Origin of the sequence: Desulfosporosinus sp. OT (assembly GCF_000224515.1) — a bacterium.
Taxonomy (GTDB): domain Bacteria; phylum Bacillota; class Desulfitobacteriia; order Desulfitobacteriales; family Desulfitobacteriaceae; genus Desulfosporosinus.
The window spans coordinates 1-26660 of the sequence record NZ_AGAF01000135.1 but is presented as its reverse complement, the minus strand read 5'-3'; the positions used below and the strand labels follow the sequence as shown (position 1 = coordinate 26660).

The window sequence follows — 26660 nt, the reverse complement described above, 5'->3', positions numbered from 1 at the left end:
GACCTGCGCAATACGAGCGGGTATAACCAGGATGGCCTAACCATGGCTTCAGGATGCATTATTGATACTTGTCCCGTATGCGATGAGATTGTTTGGGAGGACGAATGGAGGGTCTTTGATAATGTTATCATGCATCCAAGATGCGTCCCGGAATATACCAAAAGAAAGCATGGCATGAATGAGGAACAATTCCTAAGACTATGCGGAGCTCAAGATCTTAGGCAAGCGATATTAGATATCCAGAAAACGTACAGGGACTCCATGGATTTCTTTAAAAAGAGACTCCAGGACCTTGAGGAGCGGCTTGTAATGATTGAAAAAATCAAAAGGGTGGATGGTGTATGAAAGCGTTAATTGTGCTTAATGGAAAATATTATGCCGGTGAAAACGAGAAGGAAAATAAGCTTGTTTTTGAGCCCGAGAGATCTAAGGCCGTGCCGGTGGACGAAGAGCGACTAAAATTTATCGTCAACGCTATATCCGGATGGGTTATGGATGACGAAATTCAGCTTGGAAGGCTTGAAATACTTAGGGAAAAGAGGAGAGATAAGCCTAATGTGTGAATGTCGAAAATGCAAAGGTAAAACTAAAACTTGTCAGTGCAAAGATTGCCAAGAAAAGGACAAGTGCGGTTATGCTCGCATCGATGATTGCCGATGGGAGCGGATCGGAGGGAAGAATGGCGGCTAAAGAAAAACCTGCTCCCTATGCCAATACTTCAGTTCACTACGCCAAAACCCAAGGCGAGATCATTGAGCTCTTCGACAAGTATGGGATACTGGATATTCGATTCACGAGTCTTGGTAGCTCAGGTCAGCTAATTTTCGAGTTTACCAACATGGTTGAAATGCAGAAACAAATGGTTCCGGCCAGTGTTCGGATCGTCATCCCTAACATCACCGAAAAGAATCGGAATCAGCTTCACAGAGCCTTGTTTTACTACCTTAAGTCGAAGATGGAAGCACTCAGCTTTGAGTTTGTGGAATTCGTAAAGGAGTTCTTTCCATACTTGGTGACTAGAGATGATGCCGGTCGGACAACCACGATTTACGATTACCTAGGGCCACAATATAAATTAGCATTGGCTGGTGGACAGAATCACGTACTGAATCTATTACCAGAGGGGATGAAAGATGCAAAAGTGCAACGGTAAATTCTGCTCCGATTATAGCGTTAAGGATACTCAGGAATGTATAAGCAACAAAAAAAGACTTCGTCCAACTTGGAGCGGAGCTTGCTTTTGGCAAAGTGTTGGAGCGGGTTGTCCGGAATGCGGAGGAAAGACAGTCAGGGCGAGCGGCTGTCAGCATTGTTTGGATTGTGGGGCAAGTAGCTGTGGGTAGATCTGTTAACTAAATGTGGACAAAGCGAGGTGAGTAAATAATGGCAAGCCTCGAAAGTCTACTAAAACATGCTTATAGAAAGGTTGACGAACGGGATGGTGGAGTTTGCCTCCATCCCGGATGCGGAAGCAGCTATAACACAGATCATCACCATTGCGAACCGAGATCACAAGCAAGAGACCGTGTGGCCTGTGTTGAGAATATAGTCACATTATGCGAAGGGCCTCACGAGTCTACTTACTGGAGAGAATATTGGCAACAGTGGCAGAGGAGAATGTATCCCTATTACATGTCCAAAAGAGAGCAAAGCGAGATGGAGCGGCTGAGATTAAAACGCTTTACGGATCCTAAGGTACGAGAAAGGCTCGAAGAGTTAGAGGAGAAGTGGGGGATCTGGGAAGAGCGGAGAATAAAGGTTTAGTGCATCTTGGACATAAAAAAGGAGTTGAGCGATACTGTTTGATACGATCGAACGAATTATTATATTGCTTGATGGGGGTAAGGGTTTAAAATCCCAATGTGATTATCATCAAAAGAGGGAGGGCCGGAGGAAGTTGGAGTGGTTGGGTCCTAGTGTCGTGGCGTTGGATGAGGATAATGGCGCGGACAACCTGTTAATTTAATGTGGATAAGGAGGTAAGGGGCTTGGATACACCTGAAGTCGAAACTGAGGAAAAGAAAAAACGTGTAAAGCCGTTGTGGTACCGACAAACGATCCGTCGGTTTACGACATACACGCAGGATAAACTTCGTCTACAAATACTTATTGCTCAGCTTGAGAACGAATTCCCTAGTAATACGGCTCAGATTAGCCTAAGCCCTGGACGCTCCATTGGGAGATCAAGCGATCAAACAGGAGGTTGTGGGGGCAAACGTTTGGAACTTGAGATTGACATTAGGGATCTAGGTTTAAAAATCCGTGAGGTTGATATGATTCTAAGGTCCCTGGGATCCACGGAAAGGAAGTTGATCGAGCTTAAATATCTCCAGAGGTTTAACAAGGATTTTTGGATAGCAGGGGAAATTAAGATGGCCGTGAGGTCGTACTATAGGATGAAGGATGAGCTGATTGTGATGGCGGCGGAGTTGTTTGGGTATGTGAAGAGGGATCAGATTAGTTTTGAGGAGTTGGGGTGGTAATTCTAAAAGAATCAAGTGGATAATACAGGAAAAATGGATTTTCTGTCGAAGGGTTAATGGGTTAGTTATATAGAAAACTGTGAGTGATGTTACTGTCCACGCACCTAGGATAACGAACAGGAAGTTGGAAATATATATCCCTAGTAAATTGGCGTGAGCGAGAGGAAAACGGGCTTTGGCCTTTCGAACAAAAACATCCTCAGGAGGAAAGAAAATGAAAAGTTATAAAGAGGTAATCGCTGAATATTCTAGTCTATTATCACTATATGAAACATTCACTTTAAAAATTAAGAATCTTGTAGTAGATTTGATGAAAGCTAAAAAAATCAAAGTAAATGTTATACAATCCAGAACGAAAGATGTTGAAAGTTTTTCAAATAAAATTAAACGGAAATCTAGAAAATACATTGATCCGTTGAATGAGATAACAGATATTTGCGGAATAAGAATAATCGTAAATTATCAAGATGAAGTTGACGAGATATTTAATATGATTAAAGAAGAGTTCGAAGTAGATGAAGTGAATTCCATCGACAAAGGATCTTTATTAAATCCGAATGAATTTGGATATAGGTCCGTTCACTATGTTGCTTCATTAGCTAGCGAGAGAAAGGAACTTACCGAATGGAAGGCGTTTAGCAACTTTAAGGTTGAAATACAAATTAGAACTATATTACAGCATTCGTGGGCATTGATATCACATTCGCTTCAATATAAGCGAGAAAATGATGTTCCTCAAGAGTTAAAACGTAAATTATTCAGATTAGCAAGCTTAGTAGAACTAGCAGATGATGAGTTTATGTCGTTAAGGAACGAACATGTACAGTTAGAGAAGTCAATCGGAGAAAAGACCACGGAGAATATAATGTTATTGGATCTCAATGTTATTACAGTTAAAAAATATTTTGAAGAAAACGAGCTGATTAATAAACTTTACCTAATTGCTGAGTTGGTAGGGTTTAATATGCTTGGCGAAGAAGATGAAGATGAATATAATGAGGCATTATCTGATTTACTAAGGCATTGTGAAGCAACAAATATTATAACAATTAGTGATTTAAATGACTTTATTAGAAAATGGCTGCATAATGCGGAAGAGTGCCTAAGTATTATAAAAAGTAGTGTTAAAGGCACATGGGAAGCGAGTGTGCCTTTTGTATTAACCTTATTAATTGTAGCTGAATTCGTTGATGATCCCGATATATTTAAATTGGTTAATGAAGGTTGGCATGCTAATATTGGATGTAAGGTTATTGATTCGGTTCAAAGGTATAACGACGTAAAAAAAGCCTCTGAGGTTGCAGTTGGTACATCAGAAGGAACAAGAGTAATTGGACTAAGTTCAAAAATATAAATTATTAGTGTTTCGGTTACCACGATATACGAAGTGAATTTGCCGTACTGAAAATTATGGGAGAATAGAAACGTCACAGGAAATTGTAGACAACTTACTAATCTTTGGATCAGACGAATAAACTTTTGGCAGTAAATTGGCATTAAGTTGACAGAGTTTCACCTGAAATCCATGATATTATGATATAAAGAGAGCTGTCCGAAAGGGCGGCTTTATGGTTCCAATTGAAAATAAAGGGAATTAATAAGCGATTGTAGAATATACGATTTACTATAGAATACGCTTAAGGGAGAAATTGCTGTGAGTGAACGTTTTGGTATGCTTATGGATATGGAAAAGTTAATAAATATATTCAGGAAAAAGTGGTGGATCTTTATTGCAAAGGTATCTTGGATTAGCCTTGTATGTCTTTTTATTGCAAGCTTTATCTATAAGCAAGAGATTGTATTGCAAACAATGAATTCATGGATTAGTTTGATATTAGGACTCATTGCCGTTGTGTTAAGTGTTATAGCTATGGTATTAAGTTTTTACAATACTGAAAGAACTAATGAAATAAGTCAGCAAAGTCTTAAGGCGAGCATGGAATTAAATTTATTAATCGAAACAAAGTTGGAAAGACTAATTTCGAAAACGGAAGAAGTTGGGAACAATGTTTCGGCTTTAAAAGATAATTTTGGAAATACTTTAAATGCGAATTATAGTCAGATAAATAGAGTATATAAAGGTAAATCCTATTCTGACCAAGAATTGGATTTAGATTTTGAAAATCTTTTTGATGATGATAAATAAATCAAGATCAAATTTTGGTTATATACATAAAGGGGCGAAATAGTTTGGAAACAAATGTGAATGTATGTATCGTTACAGCTCAAAAATTTGACGAACTTAACCGTTCGATAATCAATATGTTCGATACACTAAAAGTCGATTCAGAAGACAAAGCTACTTTTAATGTATTAATCAACTATAGTGTAATAGCTGGAAAAGATAAAAAAAGGGTAAGCCTTATGCTTCACTTGATTCTAAGGCAAATAGCAGATGAAAATGGTAATAAAATCAAAAAGAAACTGATGAAATTTCTTGGTACATTTCCGATAGAAGGACCAGGAAGAGCGTTCAATGGTATTCATTCAATCATGTTCGAAGAACTCAGATTTCCGCATAAAGGAATTTATGAATTTAGTGCGTTTATCCAAGAGAATGAACCGACTATAGAAGAATTTAATACTGATGAATATGGTATTTGTAATCATGAGGGAGTGGATATAGCGGAATCAATTAAAATAACAACGGAGGAAGTAGTTAAGGCTATAGAAGAAAAAAAATCCAAACTAATTTCTTTAAGTCGAATTAAAATTATTTAGTAACCATGATAATTTTAGGTCAATTATAATTAGGTCGTTGAGACTTTTTTGGAGCCCAATTGTGGCTCTTTTCTTTTGCGCAAAAGGAGGGGGAATATGGCTAAGAAGAATGCTAAGAAAGAACCGGTTAAACCTCCACCGAAGATTAAGTACGAGGATACCGGAAAGTTTAAGGCGCTTGATCGTATGATGAGGGAGAATCGGGGAACAAGGTTTGAATAGGCACACCTATCTGAGAGCTCTGCATATGATAGAAAACACGAAAGATAAATGAATTATTAGATAATAATAACTCTAGAAATATTATACTTTCTATTTTTTAGAGAGGGACTAGGAGGAGATAGTAATGGATCAATACCCAAGGTGTAAACATTATGACGCAAAGAACCCACAAGGAAAAGAGAGTTGCCAAAATTGTTTAGGGTGGCTAAGTATCCTCTGTGATGATTACCTGGTGGCGTCGAAGGAATATGAGACTAAGTTGAAGATGAGTGAGTTGGATCGAATACGGAGTAATAACAAAGGCGTTGGCCCATGCCGCTCAGACCCTTGCGGCCATGTAAACGAGTAGGCTGTCCTCGGTTAACCAGAGACGTTAATGGATACTGAATTGTCATATGATCAACTCGGAGTATATGAGCATCGGATAGAGATAACGCCTCACTAGAAAAAGTAGGTTCTTCCAGAGATCTTGACCTAATGCGGGTCTAGCGATGCCCGAGATTTATCTAGTCACAGAAAACTTTAACCCTGTTACCGTTTCCGAAAATTTAAAACCTAAAAGGAGGTACTTGCCCTTGTCGGAAGTTAAGAAATCAACAGTTGGAACATCTGAATTAGCGTTAGTCTTAGGATTGACAGATTCCCGAATTAGACAACTGGAACGCAGTGGTATTATTACTAAAATCGGACGCGGACGCTACGAATTGGCAAGTGCTGTCCAAGGGTATTGCTCATATTTAAAAGAGGCCGCAACCCAAACAGAAGGTCTATCTGAAAAAGATTTATTGGACCGTACTCGTCGTAAAAAGATCGAGCTTGAAATACAAATTATGCAAGGAGAACTCCATCGGGCCGAAGATGTAAGGCGTGTTATGAATGATATGCTAGGATCATTTAGAGCGCGATGCTTATCGATACCTCACAAATTAGCACCTCAACTTGTAGCTCAAACCGATTTACCGATTATCCAGGCAGCGATTAAGAAAGATATCTACGAAGCACTAACTGAGCTCTCGGATTATGATCCGAGGGTTTTTTATTCACAATCTAAGGACAAGTTGGTGCTCGGTGACGGCGGCGAAGTCGGGCAAAAGGAAAAGGGAAAACGCCGTGACAGCAAGGGAACATGATACAGAGTCTCTCTTTAGAGAATTTTCAAGAGTAGTAGCGCCGCCACCAGATTTAACAGTTAGTGAATGGGCAGACCTTTACAGAAAGCTTTCTACGGAATCTTCGGCAGAGCCAGGACAGTGGAGAACAGAGAGGGCACCGTATCAGCGTGAAATTATGAATGCTATTAGTGACCCGGAAATTCAAATTGTTGTTGTTATGACATCGTCTCAAATAGGGAAAACGGAATTCGTTCTAAATGTGTTGGGTTACCACGTTCACTTAGATCCGGCACCTATCATGGTAATTCAGCCTACAAAGGAGCTTGCCCAAGCGTTCTCCAAAGACCGTCTTGCTCCAATGATTAGAGATACTCCAGTGATCCAAGACAAGGTGGCAGACGCTAAAAGTAGAGATAGTGGCAATACAATGCTGCACAAAACATTCCCAGGCGGACATATCACCTTGGTTGGGGCCAATGCTCCCAGTGGGTTAGCATCGCGACCTATTCGAATACTGCTGGCCGACGAAGTAGACCGTTATCCAGCCTCAGCAGGTTCTGAAGGTGATCCCTTGACATTAGCCAGAAAAAGGACAAATACTTTCTGGAATAGAAAAATTGTCTACGTCAGCACACCAGGTATAAAGGGAGTTAGCCGAATTGAAGCAGAGTACGATAATAGCACCATGGAGCAGTGGCATCTTCCTTGCCCTAGTTGTGGTCATCATCAACCACTGGCATGGGGACAAATTGTTTTCGATAGTCTGTCAATGGTCTGTAACTCCTGCGGATGTATTCATAATGAGTTCGAATGGAAATCTGGCATAGGGAAATGGATCGCAAGAAATCCGGGAGCGAAGTCAAGAGGATTTCACCTCAATGAGCTTGCTAGTCCATGGAAACGATGGGAAGAGATCATTGATGATTTTAAAAAGGCTGAAAAAGAAGCGAAAAAGGGAAATATTGAGCTGCTTAAATCATGGGTAAACACTTCACTCGGTGAGACATGGGAGGAAAAAGGCGAAGGTGTTGAATCAGATGAGTTAGTCAAGCGCCGAGAACGTTATGATTGCGAGGTTCCTAGCGATGCATTAGTGCTAACCTGTGGGGTTGACGTGCAGGATAACAGACTTGAATATGAGATTGTGGGTTGGGGGCTAGAATCTGAATCATGGGGTATTCAATACGGCGTAATCATGGGAGATCCAGGGCAGCTGACTAAGGTCACTAGTAAGGATGGGGTCGAAATCCAGTCAGTATGGGAGTTGTTAGATGATGTTCTTACTAAATCGTATACCCGCAAGGATGGTAAGGTACTGCAAATAATGACGACCTGCGTAGACACTGGAGGGCATCATACTAAAACGGCTTACAAGTTTTGTAAACCAAGAGAGATTCGAAGGGTGTGGGCCATTAAGGGGAGCAGTGTGAGTGGAGCAGCATTCATTAATCGTCCAAAAAAGCGTAACAATGCCGGAGTATGGTTGTTTAGCATCGGAGTCGATGCTGGCAAGGATACTCTTACATCAAATTTAAAGATTCAGTTTGAAGGACCTGGATATTGTCATTTTCCGATTGACACGGAAAAGGGGTACGACCAGGCCTATTTTGATGGACTTACATCTGAGCACCGTGTAACACGATGGGTCAAAGGTCAAGCAAAAATCAGCTGGGAAAAACGCACCTCTGGGGCGCGAAACGAGCCGTTTGACCTTAGAAACTACGCTACAGCAGCCTTTGAGATCTTAAACCCACCATTGGAAAAGATTAAAAAGTTACAAGAAGTAGAGAAAAAGGAGCCCAAAGAGATAAAGGTAGAGACGAAACCAACCAGAAAACGTGCTGGTCTAGTCAATAAGGGGGTTCAAATTTGAGCAGATTAACAGATTTACAGGCCCGATTATCACAATACACAACCTGCGAGAAGGCCATTTTAGATGGCGCGCAAGACTATTCCATTGGTTCTCGTCGCCTAACAAGGGCAAATCTCAAGGATATATCCGATATGATCCGCTATTTAGAGCGAGAAATAGCGATAGAGACTTCAAGGCAATCTGGTGGCGGTCGAAACAGGTCTTACGGGATTATTCCCAGAGACTTTTAGGGGGGTAGAGCATGAACATTTTTGACCGAGCAATCGAAGCTGTCGCTCCCGTCACTGCGCTCAAGCGAATGGCCGCTAGAAAAACAATGCAGGTACTCAACTATGGTTACAGCGAAGGCGGTGCATCTGGTCAAAAAAAGTCCATGCGAGGCTGGAGGACCAACGCGACATCGCCCAAGGATGACATTGACTCAAATCTAAACACTCTCACGGCACGATCCAGAGATCTATACATGAACGCTCCCCTTGCAACCGCTGCATTGAAAACAATGAAGACAAACGTTATTGGGCCGGGCTTGAAACTTAAATGTCACATCGATGCCGAACGATTAGGAATAACAGAAGACCAGGCAAGCGCAATGGGCCGAGAAATCGAACGAGAATTTTCTCTTTGGGCAGAAAGTAAACACTGCGACGCTCTAAAGATGAACGACTTCAACGATTTACAGGGGCTGGCTTTCCTTGGGGCCATCATGAACGGTGATGCCTTTGCCATTTTTAAGTACACCAAGCCAACACCTTGGATGCCTTATGGATTAAGACTACATCTAATCGAAGGTGATCGCGTTTCAAGCCCTTACTCATCGATTATGGTGTCAGGAAACGTTGACGCAATAAACCCAGCGAACCAAAACCGAATTATATCGGGAATTGAATTGGATTCAGATGGGGCGGTGGTTGCTTATCACGTTTCCAACCAATATGCGATTTCAACCGGGCTAGATTCAAGCGTACCAAGAGAGTGGAAGAGGATTGAGGCCTTTGGGAGAAATACGGGTCGACCAAACGTCCTGCACCTTATGGAAACTGAACGGGCTGAGCAGCGACGTGGCGTTCCTGTACTTGCTCCAGTCATAGAAACCTTGAAACAGTTGACTAGATACACAGAGGCAGAACTCATGGCATCGGTGGTTGCTGGCATGTTTACGGTTTTTGTAAAAACCACAGGACCATCAAGCGAAATGTCAATGGGTGAAATGGTACCCGAAGAGGATCAAGTAGCCCAATCTGACCCAACGGTCTACGAAATGGCTAATGCAGGGGTTAACATATTAGGTCCTGGTGAATCAATTGAGATTGCCAATCCCGGAAGGCCAAATAGTCAGTTTGACGCCTTTATAACATCTCTAACTACACAGATTGGCGCGGCTCTTGAAATACCCCGTGAGCTATTACAAAAAGCATTTACATCAAGTTATAGTGCAAGTCGTGCAGCATTACTAGAAGCATGGAAAATGTTTAGGACTCGGCGAACGTGGGTAGCCAAAGAGTTTAATCAACCAGTTTATGAAGAGTGGATGGATGAAGCCGTGGGAAGTGGTCGCATTAAGGCTCCTGGATACTTCAACGATCCTGCAATCCGTCGGGCTTACTTAAAAACGGAATGGACAGGTCTTGCCCCAGGTATGCTGAATCCGAGTGTAGAAGTCGCAGCAGCTGGAAAACGCATTGAACTTGGCCTCTCTACTCACGAGAAGGAGACGGTTGAACTTACGGGTGGAGATTTTGCTCGCAACGTGAAACAGCTTGCTCGTGAAGCTGCACAGATGAAAGAGGCGGGGCTTGTAGCGGAAGTTATTCCGGTTGTTCCCGTAACGAAGTAAGTCTGATCCGCGCGGCTAAACGGTTCAGTAAAAGGAGGTGCAGATAGATGGAATTGGAAAAAATGAGTGAGTTAGAGTTCGTGGTAAAAACAGCAATTAAGACCAAACAAAGTTTAGGATTAATAATTGAAATGCCAGGGTTTGAATCACCCGAGCTGATTATTAATCCTGTTGAAAACCTAGAAAAGAAACTTGAGTATTATAAAAATACTTATAGTGAAGATTTGGAACATAAGCACGCAAAGGGAATAAAGATCATAGCATATACCTTTTGCTAATCATTTATTAAAATTGAAAAACATACTGTCAATTTAGCGCCCTAAGACATGGGGCGTTTTTCTTATGTTGAGGGGAGTTGATAAGAATTGCCGTTTTGGAATTTTGTAAATAATCCAGAAAACGATGAAGAGGTAGAACTGCGCATCGAAGGGGACATAGTTTGTGCTGATGATGCATGGTTATACGAATGGTTTGGGATTCCGGTGGCCTCAAAAAATGCATTTAGATCAGAATTAGCTAAGCACAAGGGCAAGAATATCGTCCTATGGATTGATAGTGACGGTGGCGATGTATTTGCGGCAACCGGAATGTACAATGCCTTGATGGAGCACAAAAAAGATGGCGCGAAGATAACTTCAAAGATTGATGGCAGGGCCATGAGCGCGGCAACTATTCCACCTATGGCAGCAGACGAGAGATTAGTGAGCCCTGGTTCGCTTTGTATGGTTCATAACCCACTAACTGGTGTCCGTGGTTATGCTTCTGATCTTAGAAAAACAGCAGATGTGCTCGACGAGGTTAAAGAGGCTATCATGAACGCTTATCAGCTTGGCACGGGTAGATCTAGAGATGAAATATCTCAAATGATGGACAATGAGACCTATATGAGCGCAAGAACAGCGATTAACGAGGGTTTTGCAACCGGAATGCTATATACCGACAAACAACCCATGGAGCCCATTGAAAATGTAATTATGTTTAGTCGTCAATTGTCTATCCAAAACAGCGTCACCGACTCAATGAAGAAATTTTTTGAGCAGTATGGTAAGGGGCCAATACCCTCAGTAACAGCTACTACACCACTGGCGGTTACTGCCATAACATCAAAAACAAAGGAGAGTGAGAACTCAGTGGAAATTAAAGATATTAAAAACATCGAAGAACTCCGGCAACATTTGCCTGAACTATGTAATCAACTTGAAACAGCTGCACAAACCTCAGCTCAGGCTTCGGCGCAAGCAACTGCTCAGGCCACAGCTCAAGCAGCAGAACGTGATCGTATTAAGGCTATCGACGAAATCTCAGCTATGATTGATCCGTCACTAGTGGCTAAAGCTAAATACGAGGAACCAATTACGGCGGAGGCCCTTGCCTTCCAAGCCCTTAAGGACAATGCCGCTAAGGGCCAAACCTACGTTGCCACTCGGACCGCAGAATTCACCGCATCAGGTGCCGCAGGAGTAGCGGCAGGCGCTCAATCAACTCCGGAAGCTGATGCTCAGGCAATTGAAGATGCGTCTATTAATCGTATTGCTGCTTCAGCTAACCAAAAAAGAAAGGGGGAAGGTAAGTAATGGCACAACAACTTTACGATGTGGCAGATCCGGTTCGCTATGATAACCTATTTGCTGATCATCTCGTTCCTATTTTGACCAAAGGTGTCACGCTTAAGGCTGCTCAAGGGATTATTAAGCGAGGTACCGTTGTTGGCATCATAACCGCATCAGCATTAGCGGTCCCTGCAGATAGCACCTTAGCGGATGGAGCTCAGTTCGCGGACTGCATACTATCTGACGACGTTGACACAGGTGCAGTTGGGTCTACGGATGACGTTGTAGCCGTTGCGTATAGCTCGGGCCACTTCAATCGTCAAGCCCTCATCTTCGGTGGGACAGATACAGCCGTTGATCACGAAACCCATCTGAGGGAATTGGGTATTTATCTTAAAGATAATATCGCGTATTAGAAAGGGAGGTAAAAGACATTGGATTTGAACATTTATCGGACACAGACACTTTTAAAGGCTGTACGGCTTATGATGCCGGTCCATTCATTCCTACGTTCAACGTTTTTCCCTGGGCAAACGACGTTTGTCACAGAGAGTGTCTTGGTTGATTACAAAAAGAGCAAACGTAAAATGGCTCCTTTTGTTGCGCCAAGAGCTGGCGGTATCACTATGGAGCGTCAGGGTTACAGCGTTCAGGAATACAGGGCCCCTCGAATCGCTCCTCAGAGATCGATTACTATTGATGACCTCGTGATTAGAGGTATGGGCGAAAATATTCTCAGTCAACAAACTCCGGCGAGTCGTCAAGCAGACCTCCTCGGCCGTGACCTCGCTGAACTCGATGAGATGATTACTCGTCGTGAAGAATGGATGGTCAGAGAGATCCTCTTTGGTGGCAAGATTACCATGAAAGGTTTTGTGGACAATGCTCTTACCGTGACTGTTGATCAAGAGCTAGACTATAAATTTGAGAACAGTATCGTTTTGACTTCTGGCGATCTATGGAGTGCGGATACATCTACTAAGTACGAAGACCTCAAGGCGTGGAGGCTGCGAGTCATCCAGAAATCTGGTATTGCACCAAAGATTGTGATCTTTGGACAGGATGCAAGCACTGAATTTGTCAACGATGCTGAAATTCAGAAGAAGTTGAATCAGTTTAACGGAACCCTTGTTATTATGAAACCGTCGGTCGTTGATGATGCAGTGACCTATATTGGAGTTTTACCAGAACTTGGCTTAGAGCTGTACACCTACAATGAGTGGTACATTGACGATGATGGAACCGAAAAACCTATGATCCCGACGGACCACGTCCTAATGGGACACAGAAACATGGGTGAGTTACTCTATGGTGCTGTTACTCAACTGGAGGGTGGGCAATTCGTTACTATTGAGGGAACTAGGGTACCTAAAAGTTGGGCTGAGGAAGGAAGCGACCAACGCTTAGTTCGATTGACATCTAGTCCTGTGCCTCGTCCGGATGATATTGACGCTTGGCTTGTTGCCAAAGTCCTATAGGGAGAGGGTGTAAATATGGCAGTCGTAGTTAGTAAAAGTGGAGTTCAGGTCAAGGCTAACGGGAAATATCACAAACATGGAGAAACTATCGATGGACTAACAGAATCAGAGGAAGAACGCCTTGTGGAGGAAGGGTATTGCAGCTATTACACCTTTCCTCTTGGCGGTACTAAAAATGAAGAATCAAATAGTAAGTCCTCTAAAAGTGGTGCTAACAAGAAGGAAGATACAGGTGAGAGTGGACCGGAAACATCAATCCCCTTAGAGTAGGTGACAATCATGGGATTTAAGGAACAATTGATCTTAGACTTGGATACCCTCATGAGTAGTGATGAATTTTCCGAAACTCACACCATCGACGGCCGCGAGCTCACTGTCCTGGTCGATAATGATCAGCTTAAAGAACGTTCGAAAAAAGAATATGACGGCATTTCAGTCGGAGAGATATTATTTTTTGTCAAAGCAAGTGATTACGGGGAGCTTCCAGAAGCGGAAACTCCCTTAATCTTTGATAAACGGCAAATGTATGTTTTCAATGCTCGTGAGCATATGGGAATGTATGAAATCATCCTCAGTCAGAACCGGAGTGGATAGCTATGGCCAAGCAGGACATAACGATTGATACCAAGCAACTCAACCGATTAACCATTGAGCTAAAGGGCTTTGAAAATAAGGTTGGAATAGCGACTTATCACGCTTTACAGCGAACGATTGATCAAACAATCACACAGGTTGGACGCATTGTGCCCAAGGCATATGCAATCAAAGCCAAAGAGGTAAAGGAAAGCTTCGCGGGAGGCATTAAACGTCCAACAATTAGTGATCTGACAGCAAGCATAACTTCGAGAGGTCACACGCTGTCATTAGCCCATTTCCCGTTCACGCCAACGAAACCGCAGATATCGGGACGCAGAAGAAGAGTTGCAGTAACTATCAAGAAAAGCGGGGGAAAAAAGACTATCAATACTTCTCCCCTTCCTTTTATTGCTACGACTGGAGCACAATCACCGGATAAAACACAGTTCAATGTATTTCGTCGTGAAGGCAAAGCTAGGCTGCCGATCCATGTCCTCCGAACTCTATCAGTACCTCAAATGATCACAAATGAAAACGTCGGGGAACAAATCCAGGAGTTTGCAGCAGCAAAGTTAGATGAACGACTAGAGCATGAAATAACCAGGGCCATGACTTCAATGAGTGAGTCGATAAGAAGGGGTTAAGAGAATGTCAACGATGGCAATTTTAGAGGCAGTGCAAGCTTTCCTCCATGAAAAAGTTACACCGACCATAAAGCTGCAAGAGCCGAATGACAAAAACGTCCATGAATATTCCCTCGTTAATCCTCAGGTCCACATCGGGTGGATCCCACCAAAGGGGTATCTTCCTGAAGGCATGGAATCAGCTATTCCTTGTTTGATCGTTGGCCTTGATGATGGGACGAAGGGCAGCCAGGACAACAGTTTTAACCTCCGCATTTCGGCAGCGGTCTATAGCCCGGGGTTACATGCGCCCGATGAATCAGGAGCAGTCGCGTATACCCCTGACTTTGAAGGGTATCGAGATTTACTAAACCTGATTGACAGGACGGTAGCCAAATTAGGAGAGAACCCAATTATCAATGGAAAAGGGACGGTCGAGGGCCCAATTAAATGGGGTGTGTATCAGCAAGAACAGCCCTATCCGTACTGGTATGGGTGGATTACCCTGACAATTGAAAGGCCGTCTCTCCAAGCAACGGAGATAGTCCAAAACCTATTATGAAAGAGGTGATATGGGTTGTATAAACACGGCGTATATGGCGAACTTATGCCGACAACTGACGCAGTGGCCCCTCAAGGGGTGTCTACGTTACCAGTTTATTTCGGCATAGCGCCTGTACATCAGCTAACTGACTACTCCGGTGCAGTGAATAAGCCGATTATTATTCAAAGTGACAGTGACGCGATGTCCAAAGTAGGCTATAACGACACAAACTGGACCGAATTTGACTTGTGTGAAGCGATTTATGCTCATTTTAAGAACGGTATTCAGCCAATTGGACCCATCGTGTTGGTCAATGTGCTGAACCCGGATACAATGAAAATTCCTGCCCAAACAGCCAGTGTTGCACTTGTCAACGGTCAAGGCTATATTTCAAATGACAAGGTCATCTTAAAGTCAGTAGCTATTGCTGGGAAGGCATTGGGGACGGACTTCAGCGCATCTTACACCACAGATGGAGCGAAAGTGCTCATAAAAGATCTCAAAGGAACGCTAGTTTCGCCAGTAACCGTGACATTTGATAAGGTCGACCCTAGCTTAGTCACTAAAACGGAAATCATCGGGGCTACCGACGCAAACGGAGTTAGAACCGGGTTATCGGTTGTTTCTCTAATATACCAGACACTAAACCAAGTACCAACCATTCTCGATGCCCCGAATTGGAGTCATATCCCGGACGTCGATGCTGCACTTAAGTCCATAGCGCAGAAAATTAACGGTCATTGGTACGCATGGGTAAACAGTAATCTTGATGCGACGGCAGCTGGGGCAAAAACAATTGCGACTGCCCAAACGTGGAAAACAGCGAATAACTACACAGGGTCCGGTGAAGCGCCTTGTTGGCCATTGGCCAAGAACAGTGCGAGAAAGTTTCATTTGTCTACGCTCGCCACGGTTGCCATGCAGCAGACTGACTTTGCCAACGATGGAATTCCCTTTGAAACACCATCTAACAAGGCAATCGATGTAACCGGCTTATGCCTTGCCGATGGTTCGGACATCACCTTTGATCAAGTACAGGCTAATGACTTGAACTCTAAAGGGATCCGGACCGCAACGTTCTGGGGTGGGCGCTGGGTACTCTGGGGTCCTCACACTGGAGCCTATGAATACGGTAAGGACATGGATGCTCGGGATAAATTTGACTCGAGTGTTCGCATGCTTTATTACTTGCTAAATGACTTTCAAATCAAAAACGGCATTACGGTAGACAAGCCGATGACGAGGGCGAGAGTTGAAACCATCCTAAATAACTATCAGGAATATCTCGACAGCCTTATAGGCCGTGGAGCGTTGCTGTATGGCATTATCCAGTTTACTGAGACAAGCAACCCAACTTCAGATATCGTTGAAGGGGATTTCGTTTTCGACATGGCAACGACCGTTGCGCCGGTCGGGAAGAGTCTAACAGCCAAGGTTCAGTACACTACCAAGGGGATAACAACCCTGTTTGGAGGTGAGCAAGCATGATTGTATCAGGTAATGTCATAGCTCAGAAGCTACTCGATGACGGTGTAGAGGTTGATGACAATGTATCATGTACTCTCCCCTCGATTGAGCATGAAGCGGCGGATATGAAAGGTGCCGGCATTCTTGGGACCATTAATATGCCGAGCACAGGACAAATAAACAGTATGGTTTTCTCGATTAGCTTGAAATCGATCAATAAAAATGCTTCTTCATTAGCTCGTCCTGGTACACATAACCTAGAACTTCGTTTTGCAAAGGATTTCACTAGTTCAAATGGGCAGATGATACCCCAGGGTTCAAAGATTTTTATCACAGGAATTCAGAAAAAATTTGACCCTGGCAAAGTTGAAATTTCTGCAACAATGGATGGCAGTGCAGACTTTGAGGTTATCCGGTATCGACAAGTGATTGACGGGGCAGAAACAATATTAATTGATAAGAAAAACTATATCTACAAGGTTAACGGCGTGGATTATATGGCAGCGGTAAAAGCGATTCTCGGTTAAAGAGAGTCGCTTTATTTAATATGATTGGAGGAAATTACAAAATGGCTGAAGTTATGAGACTCTCTAAACCTTTAAAAATTGCAAAGGCTGAAGGGGATATCGAGGTCAATGAATTACCCTATGACTTTGAAAATATGACAGCAAGGGATAAGCTCAACGCTGGAAAAAGAATGAGAGCTGCCGGTTATGCTCCCACGGTTGAGGAGATCGATACAGATTACCAACTATTTTTATTTGCTGAAGCTGTGAGCAAGGCAGATCCCTCAATTGACACCTTAGATGTAATGAGAATAAGCGCGAGAGATGCCCAAAAAGGAGCATCTTTGGCCAGAAGTTTTTTTTATCGCAATTCGGAGGAGTAACTTCTGACGAATTACTAAGGAAGATGATTTCTAGAGTCACATTGACGACATCAACCTCGGCAGAGTTTTGCTACAAAATTCCTTTAGAAGAGCTATTTGATTTTCTTATTTCGTTATCAGATGAGTCGCAGCAGATGAGGAGGGAGGCTAATTAATGGCGAGTAGTAAAGAATTAAAAGCACTTATCGTTTTAGCAGGAAAGATCGATCCCTCCCTTCAGAGCGCAATGCTTAAGGCGTCCGGAGAGACAATGAGATTAGCTCAAAGTGCTCAGAGGGCGAGCAAGGAAACTGGTAATCTTGGAAATATTATCAAAGGAACGTTCATTGGTAATCTTGCTGCGAATGCTATAGAAAATATCGCCGATAAAGTAAAGGATCTAGCTTTTGGGGGTGTAAAGTTAGCTTCTGATCTCACAGAAGTACAAAATGTCGTAGATGTAACTTTCGGGAAAGATGCTAGCAAAATTAATGATTGGTCAAAAGCGGCATTAGATGCATTCGGCCTTTCTGATTTAGAAGCTAAGAAATATAACAGCACATTAGGCTCGATGATGAAAAGCAGCGGTATAACTGGAGACTCCCTAATTCAGATGTCTGAGAATTTAACTTCGTTAGCCGGTGATTATGCAAGTTTTTATAATTTGACATCAGAAGAGGCTTTCGAAAAAATAAGATCTGGAATTTCGGGTGAAACTGAGCCGCTTAAGCAACTAGGTAAAAATCTAAGTGTAGCTAATTTGCAAGCGTATGCATTTTCTAAGGGAATAAAAACATCATGGGATAAGATGGATCAAGCATCGCAAACTTTATTGCGTTACAATTATCTTCTTTCTATTTCATCAGATGTGATGGGGGATTTTAATCGAACAAAAGATAGTAGTTTTGCTATTCAGACGAAGCTATTTGATACTAATATTCAGCAATTGTCTGCAACTATTGGGCAGAAAGCTCTTCCGCAATTAACCCAATGGGTTAAAACAGCAAACAATTGGGCCGAAAATGCGGATATCGGAAAGATAACTCAGGATGTTGGAATAGCTTTTAGCGCTGTAGGAGATGGAATCCAATGGGCTAAGGATAATTCTAATTGGCTACTTCCAATCGCGTCTGGCCTAACAGCGGCTTATATTGCTCAGAAGTCAGCAGTTATCGCGTCTACGGTCGCCCAAAATGCGAATAATATCGCATCTGTGGTATCGAGTGGATATATCGCAACTCAATGCGCATGGATCGAGTATCAAACAGTTGTTGCCGGAGGAGGCTCAAAAGTTCTAGGATTTATTACTGCAGCCCAATGGCTATGGAATGCGGCCATGGAAGCGAATCCAATAGGAGTAGTAGTCACGGCGATAGGATTACTTATTGGTGCTGGTGTAGCTCTTTGGAAGAACTGGGATTGGGTAATGGCGAAAGGTAAGGAATTCTTTTCCTGGATAGGTAAAGTAGCTGAACCAATAAAGAATTTCTTTGGCATAGGTAAATCGACATCTACTTCGGTCGCGTCTCAATCGGCTCCATCAGTTAAGCATTATGCTATCGGCGGCATAGCTTCAAGCCCTTCGATCTTTGGTGAAGCAGGCCCAGAAATGGCAATCCCCCTCCAGCGTACCCCGCGAAGCATGAGTCTATTGGCACAGGCAGCTAGGATTCTAGGTGTAGGGGATAGTTCTTCTTCTCTCCAAATCTCATCAAATTCAAGCGGAACACCAATACAAGTGGTTTTTGCGCCAGTCATCCAAGTCGGCGGTGGTCCAGAGGTTCAAAGAGCCTTAGAATCTTCCTTTGAACTCTTTAAATCCTGGATTGATCAGTATATTGAGGAGAAGGAGAGGATGGCTTTTGGCTAATTATTTTATCTATACAACAAAAGCCGGTGACACCTTTGACATCTTAGCCTTAGACGCCTATAACGATGAGGCCAAGGCCACCGTAATCATCCAGGCCAACCCTCAATACGCAAGTATCCTCGTATTTGGCGCAGGAATAGACCTCAAGATCCCTATTATCGAAGTCGCAGCTGCAGCCACTCTACCACCATGGAAGAGGTGACATAATTGCAGTTCATTTATGAAGGTAAAGATATCACCCATGCCGTTGAAATTAGGAAAGCGGAGCTTACTGACAATGCTGGCGGGGAACTAGACAATCTAGAATTGCATTTCAACGATCCTAAAGGGCTCTGGAGTCAGTGGAACCCCGAGAAGAATCATTCTGTTCAGGTTAAAGATTCAGGATTCGACAGTGGAAAAATGTATGTAGATGAGATTTCTCAAAAGCGAGGTCTTATTATCCTTAAGGCCCTGCCGATCAGACAAGAGGCGAAGACAGAAAACACCAAGACATGGGAAAATGTGCGTCTATTAGGGGTTTCGCAGGAGTTTGCCACGAAGCATGAGCTATCGCTTGAAACTTACGGAACACAGGACTATCTCTATACAAGACTTGATCAGGTCGAAAGGGCAGATTTTGATTTCTTAGCTTGGCGCTGTTCGCTTGAGGGATATGCTCTCAAAATCAGTAATGGAAAGCTTATAATATACGATGAACAATATATAGAAACGCAATCTCCGATTAAATTATTAACCCCCGATTTAATGGATGGAGATTTTTGTTATAAAAACAAGTCAAATCAAGTCTTTGGGGCATGTTCGATATCTAATTCTAATAAAGAAATTCAATTTGAAAGTAAGGCTGAAGCTTACGGCCCGACACTCAAGTTTAATAACTTCACGTTAAACAGTATTAGTGAAGCAAAACGCTTTTCTATAGGATTACTAAGGTCCAGAAATAAATTTGAGCAAACTTTCGCGGGCACCATTCAATTGGATCCAGCGCTTGCCGCTGGTAATACGGTATCGCTGCAAAACTTTGGCATAGCTGATGGAAAATATTTTATCTATCAAGTGACTCAAAAGTTTGTAAATAAAAAGAGCTTTTTAAGGCTCAGGAAGTTATAAAGGCTTGAGAGGTGACGTAATGCCCATTGCCGTGTTCGGAAGCAAAGTCTTTGAGATAACGGACTCAAAACTATACACTCTAGGTGATATGCAGTATGGGACAACCCTGGATACCGAAAAACAGGATGCGCAGGGAAAGAAACCGAGCACCTACAATAAGGGACCTGCACTGAATACACTCGGCATTACACTAAAACTTAATGTAAGCTTTGGCGTAAATCCCCGCCGAGAGATGGAGGAATGGGAGCGAATTAAAGACACTGGCGTAGCCTATCCCTTCATACTTGGTAGAAGTCCATTAGGGCTAGGGAATAAGTGGTTATTGGTAGACCTACAGGCATCAAACCTAGTTATAGATAACGGGGGAAACGTTTTGGCCGCGGATCTCCAACTTAAATTTGATGAATATGTACGTCCTGGTACAGCCGCAGCTTCAGCATCGAAAGCGGGCGGTTCCAAAGGAACGGTAAGCGTTCCAGGTCTAGCATTTGCAGATTATGGCGGGGTTTATGGACCTGAAGATAAATCCAACTACAAACGAGAAAACCCTGAAATGGATCACTGGAGCAAGATAACAGGAGGGTAAATATGTGCAACAAACAATTGATACTTCCGAGGGCATTAACTTAGACTGGACGGCCAAGGGAGTACAGCGGAAAGTACAAAACTTTGTGAACCTCATTAGTACCTGGCGCTATGACGTTGCTTATAACCGTATCATGGGGATAAATCCTGTCCTGATTGACAAACCGGCCTCCTTAGCTGCAGCTTTATATACTGCGGATGTCTACCGCCTTGCGCAGGATTATGCGCCGGATGTTACGATTAAAAGCGTTAACGTTAAAGGTATCTCATCGGATGGTGACATTGACGCGGAGGTGGTGATTGAGATATGAGTGATATTAATTTCGTTGAGGTAGATGCCGGAACCATCCAACAAGACTTGATCAACGATTTCCAGGACTCCTTAGGCGTAAATTTTAATCCCTCGGATGAACGTCTCATGTTTCTACAGCAAGAGACGCCGGTCATCGTTGGTCTGAAGAACAGTATTAATGACAGCGCCCAGCAAAACCTCCTAAGGTATGCTCGGGACGAAGTCCTGAACGCCCTGGGCGAATTCTATGGAGAACGGGGCAAGCGATTAGCAGCAGAGACGGCAACGGTTCCGCTGCATATCACCTTATCGGCTGTCCAACCGACCGATTACACTATTTTGAAAGATGACATCGTGGTCACTCCTGACGGAAAACTAGATTTTATCGGGACAGCCGATGTCGTTATTCCGTCTGGTCAGTTAACAGCTGATACCATAGCTCGGGCTGCAGACGTTGGGGCCAAGTTTAATGGTTTCACTTCTGGACAGATAAAAAACATCGTCAAACCGATTCCGTATGTCGCTAGCATCGTTAATACTGATTTCAGTGCTGGCGGTGCAGATGTCGAAGAAAATGAAAATTACCGGGAAAGAATTCGGTTGGTACCGGAGTCTTTTTCCACAGCAGGGCCTGAGGGGGCCTATATTTTTTGGGCAAAAACGGCGGATAGCACGATTGTGGATGTCAATGTTGACAGCCCTTCCCCCTGCGTAGTAATGATTACGGTTTTACTTAAAGATGGCGGGATTCCCACGCAGGATATTTTAGACAAAGTTTTAGCTATTTTGTCATCCAAGGATAAGCGGCCTCTGACAGACCATGTCCATGCGCAAGCTGCGGCAATTGTAAGTTATGACATCGAGTTGACTTATTATCTTGATAAAGACCAAGCAACCAATGAAAAAAACTATCGACAGGCCATCGAGGGAAAGAATCTCGATTGTGGTGCAGATAGTGCAGTCGCTCAATATGTTTCATGGCAACAAAGTGCTCTTGGACTTGCCATTAGTCCGGATATGCTGAGGTATTTTATTCAGGCAGCTGCCTTGTATCAATCCCAGACTGAAACCAAGACAGCAGTTAAGCGAATCGACTTTACTGCCCCGGTCTATACGGAAATTACGGGAACTCAAGTGGCAAAGGTGGGCACCATCACAGTGACATATGGAGGGTTGAAATAATGGATCTATCGAACGTTGACCTGCTTAGCCTCCAAAGTCCCTACATGCAGAAAGATCCCACGACAATAGCCCTCTGTAAGGCGCTCAATCCTCAGCTTCAGCAACTTGCCGCTGAAACAAAGCTCTGTCTTATTTACCCTAGGATTGGCGAGCTGGACGAGCCAATTCTTGATGAACTAGCCTGGCAGTTTCACGTCGATTGGTATGATGCAACGGCTGATATTACGGTTAAGCGTCAACTGATTAAGACGGCCATTATTGTCCATATGTACCGGGGGACCCCTTACGCGGTTGAGCAAGTCATTCAAATGTATTTTGGTGATGGTTACGTTGAGGAGTGGTTTGACTATGGCGGGCAGCCAGGAATGTTTAAAGTGGTTACGAGCAATCCAACGGTGACAGCAGAGCTGGCAAATCAGTTTATTAAGGTGCTCAACTCGGCTAAACGAAAGAGTGCGCATCTGGAAGAAATATTAATTGCCCTTGACGGCGAATTCGACATGTACCTTGCCGGCGTAGTTCATACCGGGGATTATATTCAACTCGGGCAGGTGGTTTAATATGAGTACATTTGGCGGCCTAATCTTTACAAATGCTGGCCGAAGCTTGCAGGCTAAAGCTCAGGCAGGTGCCCATCTCAATTTTACGCGGATTGCCATTGGCGATGGGGACCTAGCTGGTACAGCTATAGCCGATTTAACCGCCTTGAAGCATCAGGTTAAATCATGCTCAATCTCAAAATTGAAGCCCATGACCAATGGTAAAGCAGTAGTGGGGACCTCATTTTCAAATCAAGAAATCGCCACAGCCTTCTACTGGAAAGAGCTTGGGGTCTTTGCGCAGGACCCCGATCTTGGAGAGATTCTTTATTGTTATGGTAATTCCGGAGCTAACGCAGAATACATTCCTGCCGGTGGCGGCGCAGATATCATTGAAAAAAGCGTCGATGTCGTTATTATCGTTGGAAATGCATTGAACGTCACTGCAATCATTGATAACTCTCTCGTATATGCATCCTTACAGGAATTAAATGATCTATCTGCAAGGGTCGATTCTTCTGCACAGGAGCTAAATGATTTAAGTACAAAGGTTGATTCGATAACTCGATTTTTCGTTTCCACTATGGAACCTGAAGACATAAAAGCAAACGATTTTTGGTTTGAGATATTGTAGTATCTGACATATGTAGATCTGGAGGGGCATCATGACAAAGAAAGGCATTGTATCTACTACAGACAATGAAAACAGAAAAGCCCGGGTGCTATTTCCGGAGTCGAACAGCATCACTCCAGAACTACCGATAGCCTTGCATATTAGCGAGGTCAAAGTCAACGATACGGTTCTCGTTGAGTTTTGGGGTAGTAGCTTAGCAGAGGGAATCATTACCGAAAACCTTTCGCTGACGACTCCTGAAAGTATCCCAACTAAATTATCTCAGCTCGAAAATGACGCTGGCTTTATAACAGCTGACCAGGTTCCTCAAATAGCAGTTTCAACTTATATTCATCAACAGATCTCACCGGCACAAGTTTGGATTATCAGTCACAATTTAGGGAGATTCCCGGCTGTTACGATTGTTGATAGTGCGGGGAGCATTGTGCTTGGTGATATCGAATATATTTCTGTTCAAAGGGTCCAAATAAGCTTTACGGCAGCCTTTGCTGGCAAAGCTTATTTGAATTAGGGAGGTGGAGATAACTTGCAGGTCTTAGCAAATCTAGATCTGGTAAAAAATGAATTACAGAATGCAAGGATACAGAACCTAGCAGTTTCCCCAAGTAATCCTGTAGCGGGGCAAATCTTTTTCAATACTGCGGATAAGACGTTTTATGGCTGGAGTGGTACGACTTGGATAGACCTGGGGCAAGTAATTACTGCCCAAAGTATAACCGCTGCGCTTGGGTTTACGCCGATCAAAAACGGCGGGAGCACTCCGGAGATTCGGGGAGGCGCTGAAGCAACGAGGCCGGCCGCCACGGGCAGCGGGATGGTTTACCTTGCCACGGATACCGGAAAGATCTACAAGGATACAGCTGCAAATACCTGGACCCAAATGGGCGGCCAAGATATTCCGATTGCAAGCACTTCATTGCTAGGACTTATTAAAGTCGGTGCAAATCTTATGATCCTTGAGGACGGGACGTTAAATGCCAATGACAACCCATCAAGTTTTCTAATTAGGCAAGAGATGTTTACGGTAGGCGCAGGGCAGACAACCTTTAACCTTACCAAAGGAACGTATAAGCCTGGAACAAACATGTTGTTTTGGTACATGTTTGGCCAAAAGCAAGAGAACGATGCGCTGATCGAATCCTCTCCGACGAGTTTTCAGATTGCCGGGGGGTTGGATGAGGGCACGGAAATTATGGTGGAATACATCGAAGTTCTTAACTCACATCCATTCCCCTATCATGCCAGCGAACACTTGAGTACCGGAGTCGATCCTATCCCTGATGCAACGACTTCCCAGGATGGACTCATGAGCGTAGCGGATAAGACAAAACTGAATGGCATTGCTACCGGGGCTAATAACTATGTCCATCCTAGTGGCGATGGAAACCTTCATGTTCCGGCCACTGGCACAACAAATAATGGTAAGGTTTTAAAGGCCGGGTCCACAGCAGGAAGTTTGTCTTGGGGTACGTTAGCCAAAGCAGATGTTGGTTTAGGAAATGTTGATAATACGAGTGATACAAATAAGCCCGTGTCGACTGCCCAACAAACGGCACTAAACTTAAAAGCAAATTTGGCATCTCCAGCCCTAACAGGAACGCCGACTGCTCCTACGGCTGTTGCTGGGACTAATTCCACACAAATAGCCAATACGGCGTTTGTCGCTTCAGCTTTGGCAGCCTTAGTAGCTTCTGCACCAGGTACTTTGGACACACTAAATGAACTAGCTGCAGCCTTGGGAGACGATCCGAACTTTGCTACGTCCATGACAAATCAGCTTGCTCTGAAAACTGACAAGTATGCGGTGTCTATTGGGGATGGGAGCACAACGACTTTTTCAATTACTCATGCCTTAAACACCATGGATATAACTGTTTTAGTCCGTGAAAATGTCAGTCCGTATAATCAGGTGATAGCCGACATGCAAATCGTGGACGCCAATCACATCAAGCTACTATTTGGTTCGCCGCCAAGCGCAGGTCAATATAGAGTCGTTGTTACGGGATAAGGAGGGGGGTGAACATGTGAAGATATTCGGACTAGAATTTAAATTCAATGGGTTTAATTTGTGGCACGAGGGGAATTTTGATCCTGCAAGTAAGGCGTCTACTAGCCATAATCATGTAAAATCCCAAATTACAGATTTCCCCGCGTCGCTTCCGGCCAATGGCGGTAACGCGGATACAGTTGATGGTTTTCATGCTAGTAGTTTGGCACAGAATTTCAATGAAGCAAGTACTGTAGATATAGACGCAATAGTATTAAGCGGGATGCACAGGCTCAACGCCACAGTAACAGGGACACTCCCATCTGGAATTAGCTTTAGTTGGTGCCAATTACTAGTCATTCATGGCGCTGGGGATACCATTATTCAAATGGTTACTAACTACTCCTCAAACAGGACGTTTATTCGATCTGGAAATCCAACCCAGGCGGGCGGGGTTGGGTCTTGGACAGCATGGAAAGAACTTGCCTCAACAGGAGACAATGTTGCAACGGCCACAAAATTACAGACTGCTCGTACTATAGTGTTATCAGCAGATGCTACCGGCTCCGCGACCTTTGATGGTAGCGCAAACGCTACAGTTGCTGTCACGTTAGCGAGTGTTGGTACAGCCGGAACTTACAAATCAGTTACAACGGACGCCAAGGGTAGGGTCACGGGGGGGACGAATCCCACGACCTTAGCTGGGTATGGCATCACCGATGCGGCCCCAACTTCTCATGTCGGATCTGGTGGGGCTGCTCACGCAGACGTAACAACCACGGTTGACGGATTCATGATTGCCACAGATAAGGTTAAGCTTGACGGCATCGCAGTTGGGGCGAATAACTATGCCCACCCCGACACACATCCACCATCAATTATTGTTCAGGATGCGAGTAATCGTTTCGTAACGGATGCTGAGAGAACTACGTGGAATGGGAAACAGCCTGCCATTACTGGTGGTGCATCGACTATTGCTTCGAGTAATCTTACAGCTAGCAGGGCTCTGGTTTCCGACGCAAGCGGCAAGGTGGCAGTAAGCTCCGTGACCTCAACTCAGCTAGGGTATGTAAGTGGAGTCACAAGTGCTATACAAACCCAACTTAACAG

General features: G+C 43.7%; 36 protein-coding genes and 1 pseudogene. All 37 read left to right on the top strand.

What is annotated here, in order from left to right; genetic code table 11:
* Positions 1 to 345, top strand: a 345-nt coding sequence (locus tag DOT_RS12590) for a hypothetical protein (protein ID WP_348982144.1), incomplete at its 5' end; no start/stop codon positions are given.
* A complete protein-coding gene (locus DOT_RS12585; protein WP_009619083.1) occupies positions 342 to 563 on the top strand; it encodes a hypothetical protein in 222 nt (73 codons plus the stop codon). The genes DOT_RS12590 and DOT_RS12585, both read left to right, overlap by 4 nt.
* Entirely contained in the window at positions 560 to 1153 is a 594-nt protein-coding gene (locus DOT_RS12580) for a hypothetical protein (protein WP_040412077.1), read from the top strand. The genes DOT_RS12585 and DOT_RS12580 overlap by 4 nt, the downstream gene beginning before the upstream one ends.
* The gene (locus DOT_RS29725; protein WP_009619077.1) at positions 1134 to 1343 is read left to right on the top strand and encodes a hypothetical protein; all 210 of its coding nucleotides are present in this window, start codon (positions 1134 to 1136) and stop codon (positions 1341 to 1343) included. Before DOT_RS12580 ends, DOT_RS29725 begins: the two co-directional genes overlap by 20 nt.
* A gap of 40 nt (positions 1344 to 1383) precedes the next feature.
* Positions 1384 to 1764: a hypothetical protein gene (locus DOT_RS12575; RefSeq protein WP_040412075.1), complete on the top strand. Its 381-nt coding sequence runs from the start codon at positions 1384 to 1386 to the stop codon at positions 1762 to 1764.
* Positions 1765 to 1988: 224 nt separating this feature from the next.
* Positions 1989 to 2483, top strand: coding sequence for a hypothetical protein (locus DOT_RS12570; protein ID WP_009619069.1), 495 nt, complete (start codon positions 1989 to 1991; stop codon positions 2481 to 2483).
* 214 nt (positions 2484 to 2697) lie between these two features.
* Positions 2698 to 3837: a hypothetical protein gene (locus DOT_RS12565; RefSeq protein ID WP_009619067.1), complete on the top strand. Its 1140-nt coding sequence runs from the start codon at positions 2698 to 2700 to the stop codon at positions 3835 to 3837.
* Positions 3838 to 4137: 300 nt separating this feature from the next.
* A complete protein-coding gene (locus DOT_RS12560; protein ID WP_009619065.1) occupies positions 4138 to 4629 on the top strand; it encodes a hypothetical protein in 492 nt (163 codons plus the stop codon).
* A 44-nt stretch (positions 4630 to 4673) separates the two neighbouring features.
* A complete protein-coding gene (locus DOT_RS12555) occupies positions 4674 to 5204 on the top strand; it encodes a hypothetical protein (RefSeq protein ID WP_009619054.1) in 531 nt (176 codons plus the stop codon).
* A gap of 96 nt (positions 5205 to 5300) precedes the next feature.
* The gene (locus tag DOT_RS32365) at positions 5301 to 5426 is read left to right on the top strand and encodes a hypothetical protein (RefSeq protein WP_009619053.1); all 126 of its coding nucleotides are present in this window, start codon (positions 5301 to 5303) and stop codon (positions 5424 to 5426) included.
* A gap of 124 nt (positions 5427 to 5550) precedes the next feature.
* Positions 5551 to 5775, top strand: a complete 225-nt coding sequence (locus DOT_RS12550; RefSeq protein WP_040412073.1) for a hypothetical protein — start codon at positions 5551 to 5553, stop codon at positions 5773 to 5775.
* A 226-nt stretch (positions 5776 to 6001) separates the two neighbouring features.
* On the top strand, positions 6002 to 6556 hold the full coding sequence (locus DOT_RS12545) for a hypothetical protein (protein ID WP_009619052.1): 555 nt from the start codon (positions 6002 to 6004) through the stop codon (positions 6554 to 6556).
* The gene (locus DOT_RS12540; protein WP_009619051.1) at positions 6537 to 8411 is read left to right on the top strand and encodes a phage terminase large subunit family protein; all 1875 of its coding nucleotides are present in this window, start codon (positions 6537 to 6539) and stop codon (positions 8409 to 8411) included. The genes DOT_RS12545 and DOT_RS12540 overlap by 20 nt, the downstream gene beginning before the upstream one ends.
* Positions 8408 to 8641: a DUF6148 family protein gene (locus tag DOT_RS12535; RefSeq protein WP_009619050.1), complete on the top strand. Its 234-nt coding sequence runs from the start codon at positions 8408 to 8410 to the stop codon at positions 8639 to 8641. Before DOT_RS12540 ends, DOT_RS12535 begins: the two co-directional genes overlap by 4 nt.
* An 11-nt stretch (positions 8642 to 8652) precedes the next feature.
* Complete coding sequence (locus tag DOT_RS12530) at positions 8653 to 10245, top strand: phage portal protein (RefSeq protein WP_009619049.1); 1593 nt, start codon at positions 8653 to 8655, stop codon at positions 10243 to 10245.
* A gap of 47 nt (positions 10246 to 10292) precedes the next feature.
* Positions 10293 to 10523 (top strand): hypothetical protein, encoded by a 231-nt coding sequence (locus tag DOT_RS12525; protein ID WP_009619048.1) that lies wholly within the window; start codon positions 10293 to 10295, stop codon positions 10521 to 10523.
* Positions 10524 to 10610: 87 nt separating this feature from the next.
* On the top strand, positions 10611 to 11819 hold the full coding sequence (locus tag DOT_RS27835) for a head maturation protease, ClpP-related (protein ID WP_009619047.1): 1209 nt from the start codon (positions 10611 to 10613) through the stop codon (positions 11817 to 11819).
* On the top strand, positions 11819 to 12211 hold the full coding sequence (locus DOT_RS12515; RefSeq protein WP_009619046.1) for a head decoration protein: 393 nt from the start codon (positions 11819 to 11821) through the stop codon (positions 12209 to 12211). Before DOT_RS27835 ends, DOT_RS12515 begins: the two co-directional genes overlap by 1 nt.
* 18 nt (positions 12212 to 12229) lie before the next feature.
* Complete coding sequence (locus tag DOT_RS12510) at positions 12230 to 13273, top strand: major capsid protein (RefSeq protein ID WP_009619044.1); 1044 nt, start codon at positions 12230 to 12232, stop codon at positions 13271 to 13273.
* A gap of 15 nt (positions 13274 to 13288) precedes the next feature.
* Positions 13289 to 13543: a hypothetical protein gene (locus DOT_RS12505; protein WP_009619042.1), complete on the top strand. Its 255-nt coding sequence runs from the start codon at positions 13289 to 13291 to the stop codon at positions 13541 to 13543.
* Positions 13544 to 13552: 9 nt separating this feature from the next.
* The gene (locus tag DOT_RS12500) at positions 13553 to 13867 is read left to right on the top strand and encodes a hypothetical protein (RefSeq protein WP_009619039.1); all 315 of its coding nucleotides are present in this window, start codon (positions 13553 to 13555) and stop codon (positions 13865 to 13867) included.
* A 2-nt stretch (positions 13868 to 13869) separates the two neighbouring features.
* Entirely contained in the window at positions 13870 to 14493 is a 624-nt protein-coding gene (locus DOT_RS12495; RefSeq protein ID WP_009619038.1) for a phage tail protein, read from the top strand.
* A 4-nt stretch (positions 14494 to 14497) separates the two neighbouring features.
* Positions 14498 to 15034, top strand: coding sequence for a hypothetical protein (locus DOT_RS12490; RefSeq protein ID WP_009619036.1), 537 nt, complete (start codon positions 14498 to 14500; stop codon positions 15032 to 15034).
* A gap of 15 nt (positions 15035 to 15049) precedes the next feature.
* Positions 15050 to 16504 (top strand): hypothetical protein, encoded by a 1455-nt coding sequence (locus tag DOT_RS12485; protein ID WP_009619034.1) that lies wholly within the window; start codon positions 15050 to 15052, stop codon positions 16502 to 16504.
* Complete coding sequence (locus tag DOT_RS12480; RefSeq protein ID WP_009619032.1) at positions 16501 to 17010, top strand: phage major tail tube protein; 510 nt, start codon at positions 16501 to 16503, stop codon at positions 17008 to 17010. Before DOT_RS12485 ends, DOT_RS12480 begins: the two co-directional genes overlap by 4 nt.
* Positions 17011 to 17030: 20 nt before the next feature.
* On the top strand, positions 17031 to 17372 hold the full coding sequence (locus DOT_RS12475) for a hypothetical protein (RefSeq protein WP_009619030.1): 342 nt from the start codon (positions 17031 to 17033) through the stop codon (positions 17370 to 17372).
* Positions 17373 to 17526: 154 nt separating this feature from the next.
* Positions 17527 to 19221, top strand: a complete 1695-nt coding sequence (locus DOT_RS12470; protein WP_009619028.1) for a hypothetical protein — start codon at positions 17527 to 17529, stop codon at positions 19219 to 19221.
* A complete protein-coding gene (locus tag DOT_RS12465) occupies positions 19214 to 19423 on the top strand; it encodes a tail protein X (protein ID WP_009619026.1) in 210 nt (69 codons plus the stop codon). Before DOT_RS12470 ends, DOT_RS12465 begins: the two co-directional genes overlap by 8 nt.
* Before the next feature lie 5 nt (positions 19424 to 19428).
* Positions 19429 to 20331 (top strand): phage late control D family protein, encoded by a 903-nt coding sequence (locus DOT_RS12460; protein WP_009619024.1) that lies wholly within the window; start codon positions 19429 to 19431, stop codon positions 20329 to 20331.
* A 19-nt stretch (positions 20332 to 20350) separates the two neighbouring features.
* The gene (locus tag DOT_RS12455) at positions 20351 to 20917 is read left to right on the top strand and encodes a phage tail protein (RefSeq protein ID WP_009619016.1); all 567 of its coding nucleotides are present in this window, start codon (positions 20351 to 20353) and stop codon (positions 20915 to 20917) included.
* Positions 20918 to 20921: 4 nt separating this feature from the next.
* Positions 20922 to 21227 (top strand): hypothetical protein, encoded by a 306-nt coding sequence (locus tag DOT_RS12450; RefSeq protein WP_009619014.1) that lies wholly within the window; start codon positions 20922 to 20924, stop codon positions 21225 to 21227.
* Positions 21224 to 22390, top strand: coding sequence for a baseplate J/gp47 family protein (locus DOT_RS12445; protein WP_009619012.1), 1167 nt, complete (start codon positions 21224 to 21226; stop codon positions 22388 to 22390). The genes DOT_RS12450 and DOT_RS12445 overlap by 4 nt, the downstream gene beginning before the upstream one ends.
* A complete protein-coding gene (locus DOT_RS12440) occupies positions 22390 to 22950 on the top strand; it encodes a phage tail protein I (RefSeq protein WP_009619010.1) in 561 nt (186 codons plus the stop codon). The genes DOT_RS12445 and DOT_RS12440 overlap by 1 nt, the downstream gene beginning before the upstream one ends.
* Before the next feature lies 1 nt (position 22951).
* Positions 22952 to 23563 (top strand): phage tail protein, encoded by a 612-nt coding sequence (locus tag DOT_RS12435; RefSeq protein ID WP_009619008.1) that lies wholly within the window; start codon positions 22952 to 22954, stop codon positions 23561 to 23563.
* A gap of 31 nt (positions 23564 to 23594) precedes the next feature.
* Complete coding sequence (locus tag DOT_RS27830) at positions 23595 to 24074, top strand: hypothetical protein (protein ID WP_009619006.1); 480 nt, start codon at positions 23595 to 23597, stop codon at positions 24072 to 24074.
* Between the two features lie 15 nt (positions 24075 to 24089).
* On the top strand, positions 24090 to 25571 hold the full coding sequence (locus DOT_RS31255; RefSeq protein ID WP_009619004.1) for a hypothetical protein: 1482 nt from the start codon (positions 24090 to 24092) through the stop codon (positions 25569 to 25571).
* Positions 25572 to 25587: 16 nt separating this feature from the next.
* Positions 25588 to 26660 (top strand): annotated as a pseudogene (locus tag DOT_RS27820) (hypothetical protein); the annotation flags it as partial.

Bases quoted from the DNA above. Each gene is read 5' to 3' on its own strand.
- DOT_RS12515 (WP_009619046.1), top strand. From the start codon at position 11,819: ATGGCACAACAACTTTACGATGTGGCAGATCCGGTTCGCTATGATAAC.
- DOT_RS12435 (WP_009619008.1), top strand. From the start codon at position 22,952: ATGAGTACATTTGGCGGCCTAATCTTTACAAATGCTGGCCGAAGCTTG.
- DOT_RS29725 (WP_009619077.1), top strand. From the start codon at position 1,134: ATGCAAAAGTGCAACGGTAAATTCTGCTCCGATTATAGCGTTAAGGAT.
- DOT_RS32365 (WP_009619053.1), top strand. From the start codon at position 5,301: ATGGCTAAGAAGAATGCTAAGAAAGAACCGGTTAAACCTCCACCGAAG.
- DOT_RS12475 (WP_009619030.1), top strand. From the start codon at position 17,031: ATGATTGGAGGAAATTACAAAATGGCTGAAGTTATGAGACTCTCTAAA.
- DOT_RS12445 (WP_009619012.1), top strand. From the start codon at position 21,224: ATGAGTGATATTAATTTCGTTGAGGTAGATGCCGGAACCATCCAACAA.
- DOT_RS12525 (WP_009619048.1), top strand. From the start codon at position 10,293: ATGGAATTGGAAAAAATGAGTGAGTTAGAGTTCGTGGTAAAAACAGCA.
- DOT_RS12480 (WP_009619032.1), top strand. From the start codon at position 16,501: ATGATTGTATCAGGTAATGTCATAGCTCAGAAGCTACTCGATGACGGT.
- DOT_RS12495 (WP_009619038.1), top strand. From the start codon at position 13,870: ATGGCCAAGCAGGACATAACGATTGATACCAAGCAACTCAACCGATTA.
- DOT_RS12470 (WP_009619028.1), top strand. From the start codon at position 17,527: ATGGCGAGTAGTAAAGAATTAAAAGCACTTATCGTTTTAGCAGGAAAG.
- DOT_RS27830 (WP_009619006.1), top strand. From the start codon at position 23,595: ATGACAAAGAAAGGCATTGTATCTACTACAGACAATGAAAACAGAAAA.
- DOT_RS12550 (WP_040412073.1), top strand. From the start codon at position 5,551: ATGGATCAATACCCAAGGTGTAAACATTATGACGCAAAGAACCCACAA.
- DOT_RS12455 (WP_009619016.1), top strand. From the start codon at position 20,351: ATGCCCATTGCCGTGTTCGGAAGCAAAGTCTTTGAGATAACGGACTCA.
- DOT_RS12585 (WP_009619083.1), top strand. From the start codon at position 342: ATGAAAGCGTTAATTGTGCTTAATGGAAAATATTATGCCGGTGAAAAC.
- DOT_RS12530 (WP_009619049.1), top strand. From the start codon at position 8,653: ATGAACATTTTTGACCGAGCAATCGAAGCTGTCGCTCCCGTCACTGCG.
- DOT_RS12565 (WP_009619067.1), top strand. From the start codon at position 2,698: ATGAAAAGTTATAAAGAGGTAATCGCTGAATATTCTAGTCTATTATCA.
- DOT_RS12575 (WP_040412075.1), top strand. From the start codon at position 1,384: ATGGCAAGCCTCGAAAGTCTACTAAAACATGCTTATAGAAAGGTTGAC.
- DOT_RS12440 (WP_009619010.1), top strand. From the start codon at position 22,390: ATGGATCTATCGAACGTTGACCTGCTTAGCCTCCAAAGTCCCTACATG.
- DOT_RS12490 (WP_009619036.1), top strand. From the start codon at position 14,498: ATGTCAACGATGGCAATTTTAGAGGCAGTGCAAGCTTTCCTCCATGAA.
- DOT_RS12500 (WP_009619039.1), top strand. From the start codon at position 13,553: ATGGGATTTAAGGAACAATTGATCTTAGACTTGGATACCCTCATGAGT.
- DOT_RS12505 (WP_009619042.1), top strand. From the start codon at position 13,289: ATGGCAGTCGTAGTTAGTAAAAGTGGAGTTCAGGTCAAGGCTAACGGG.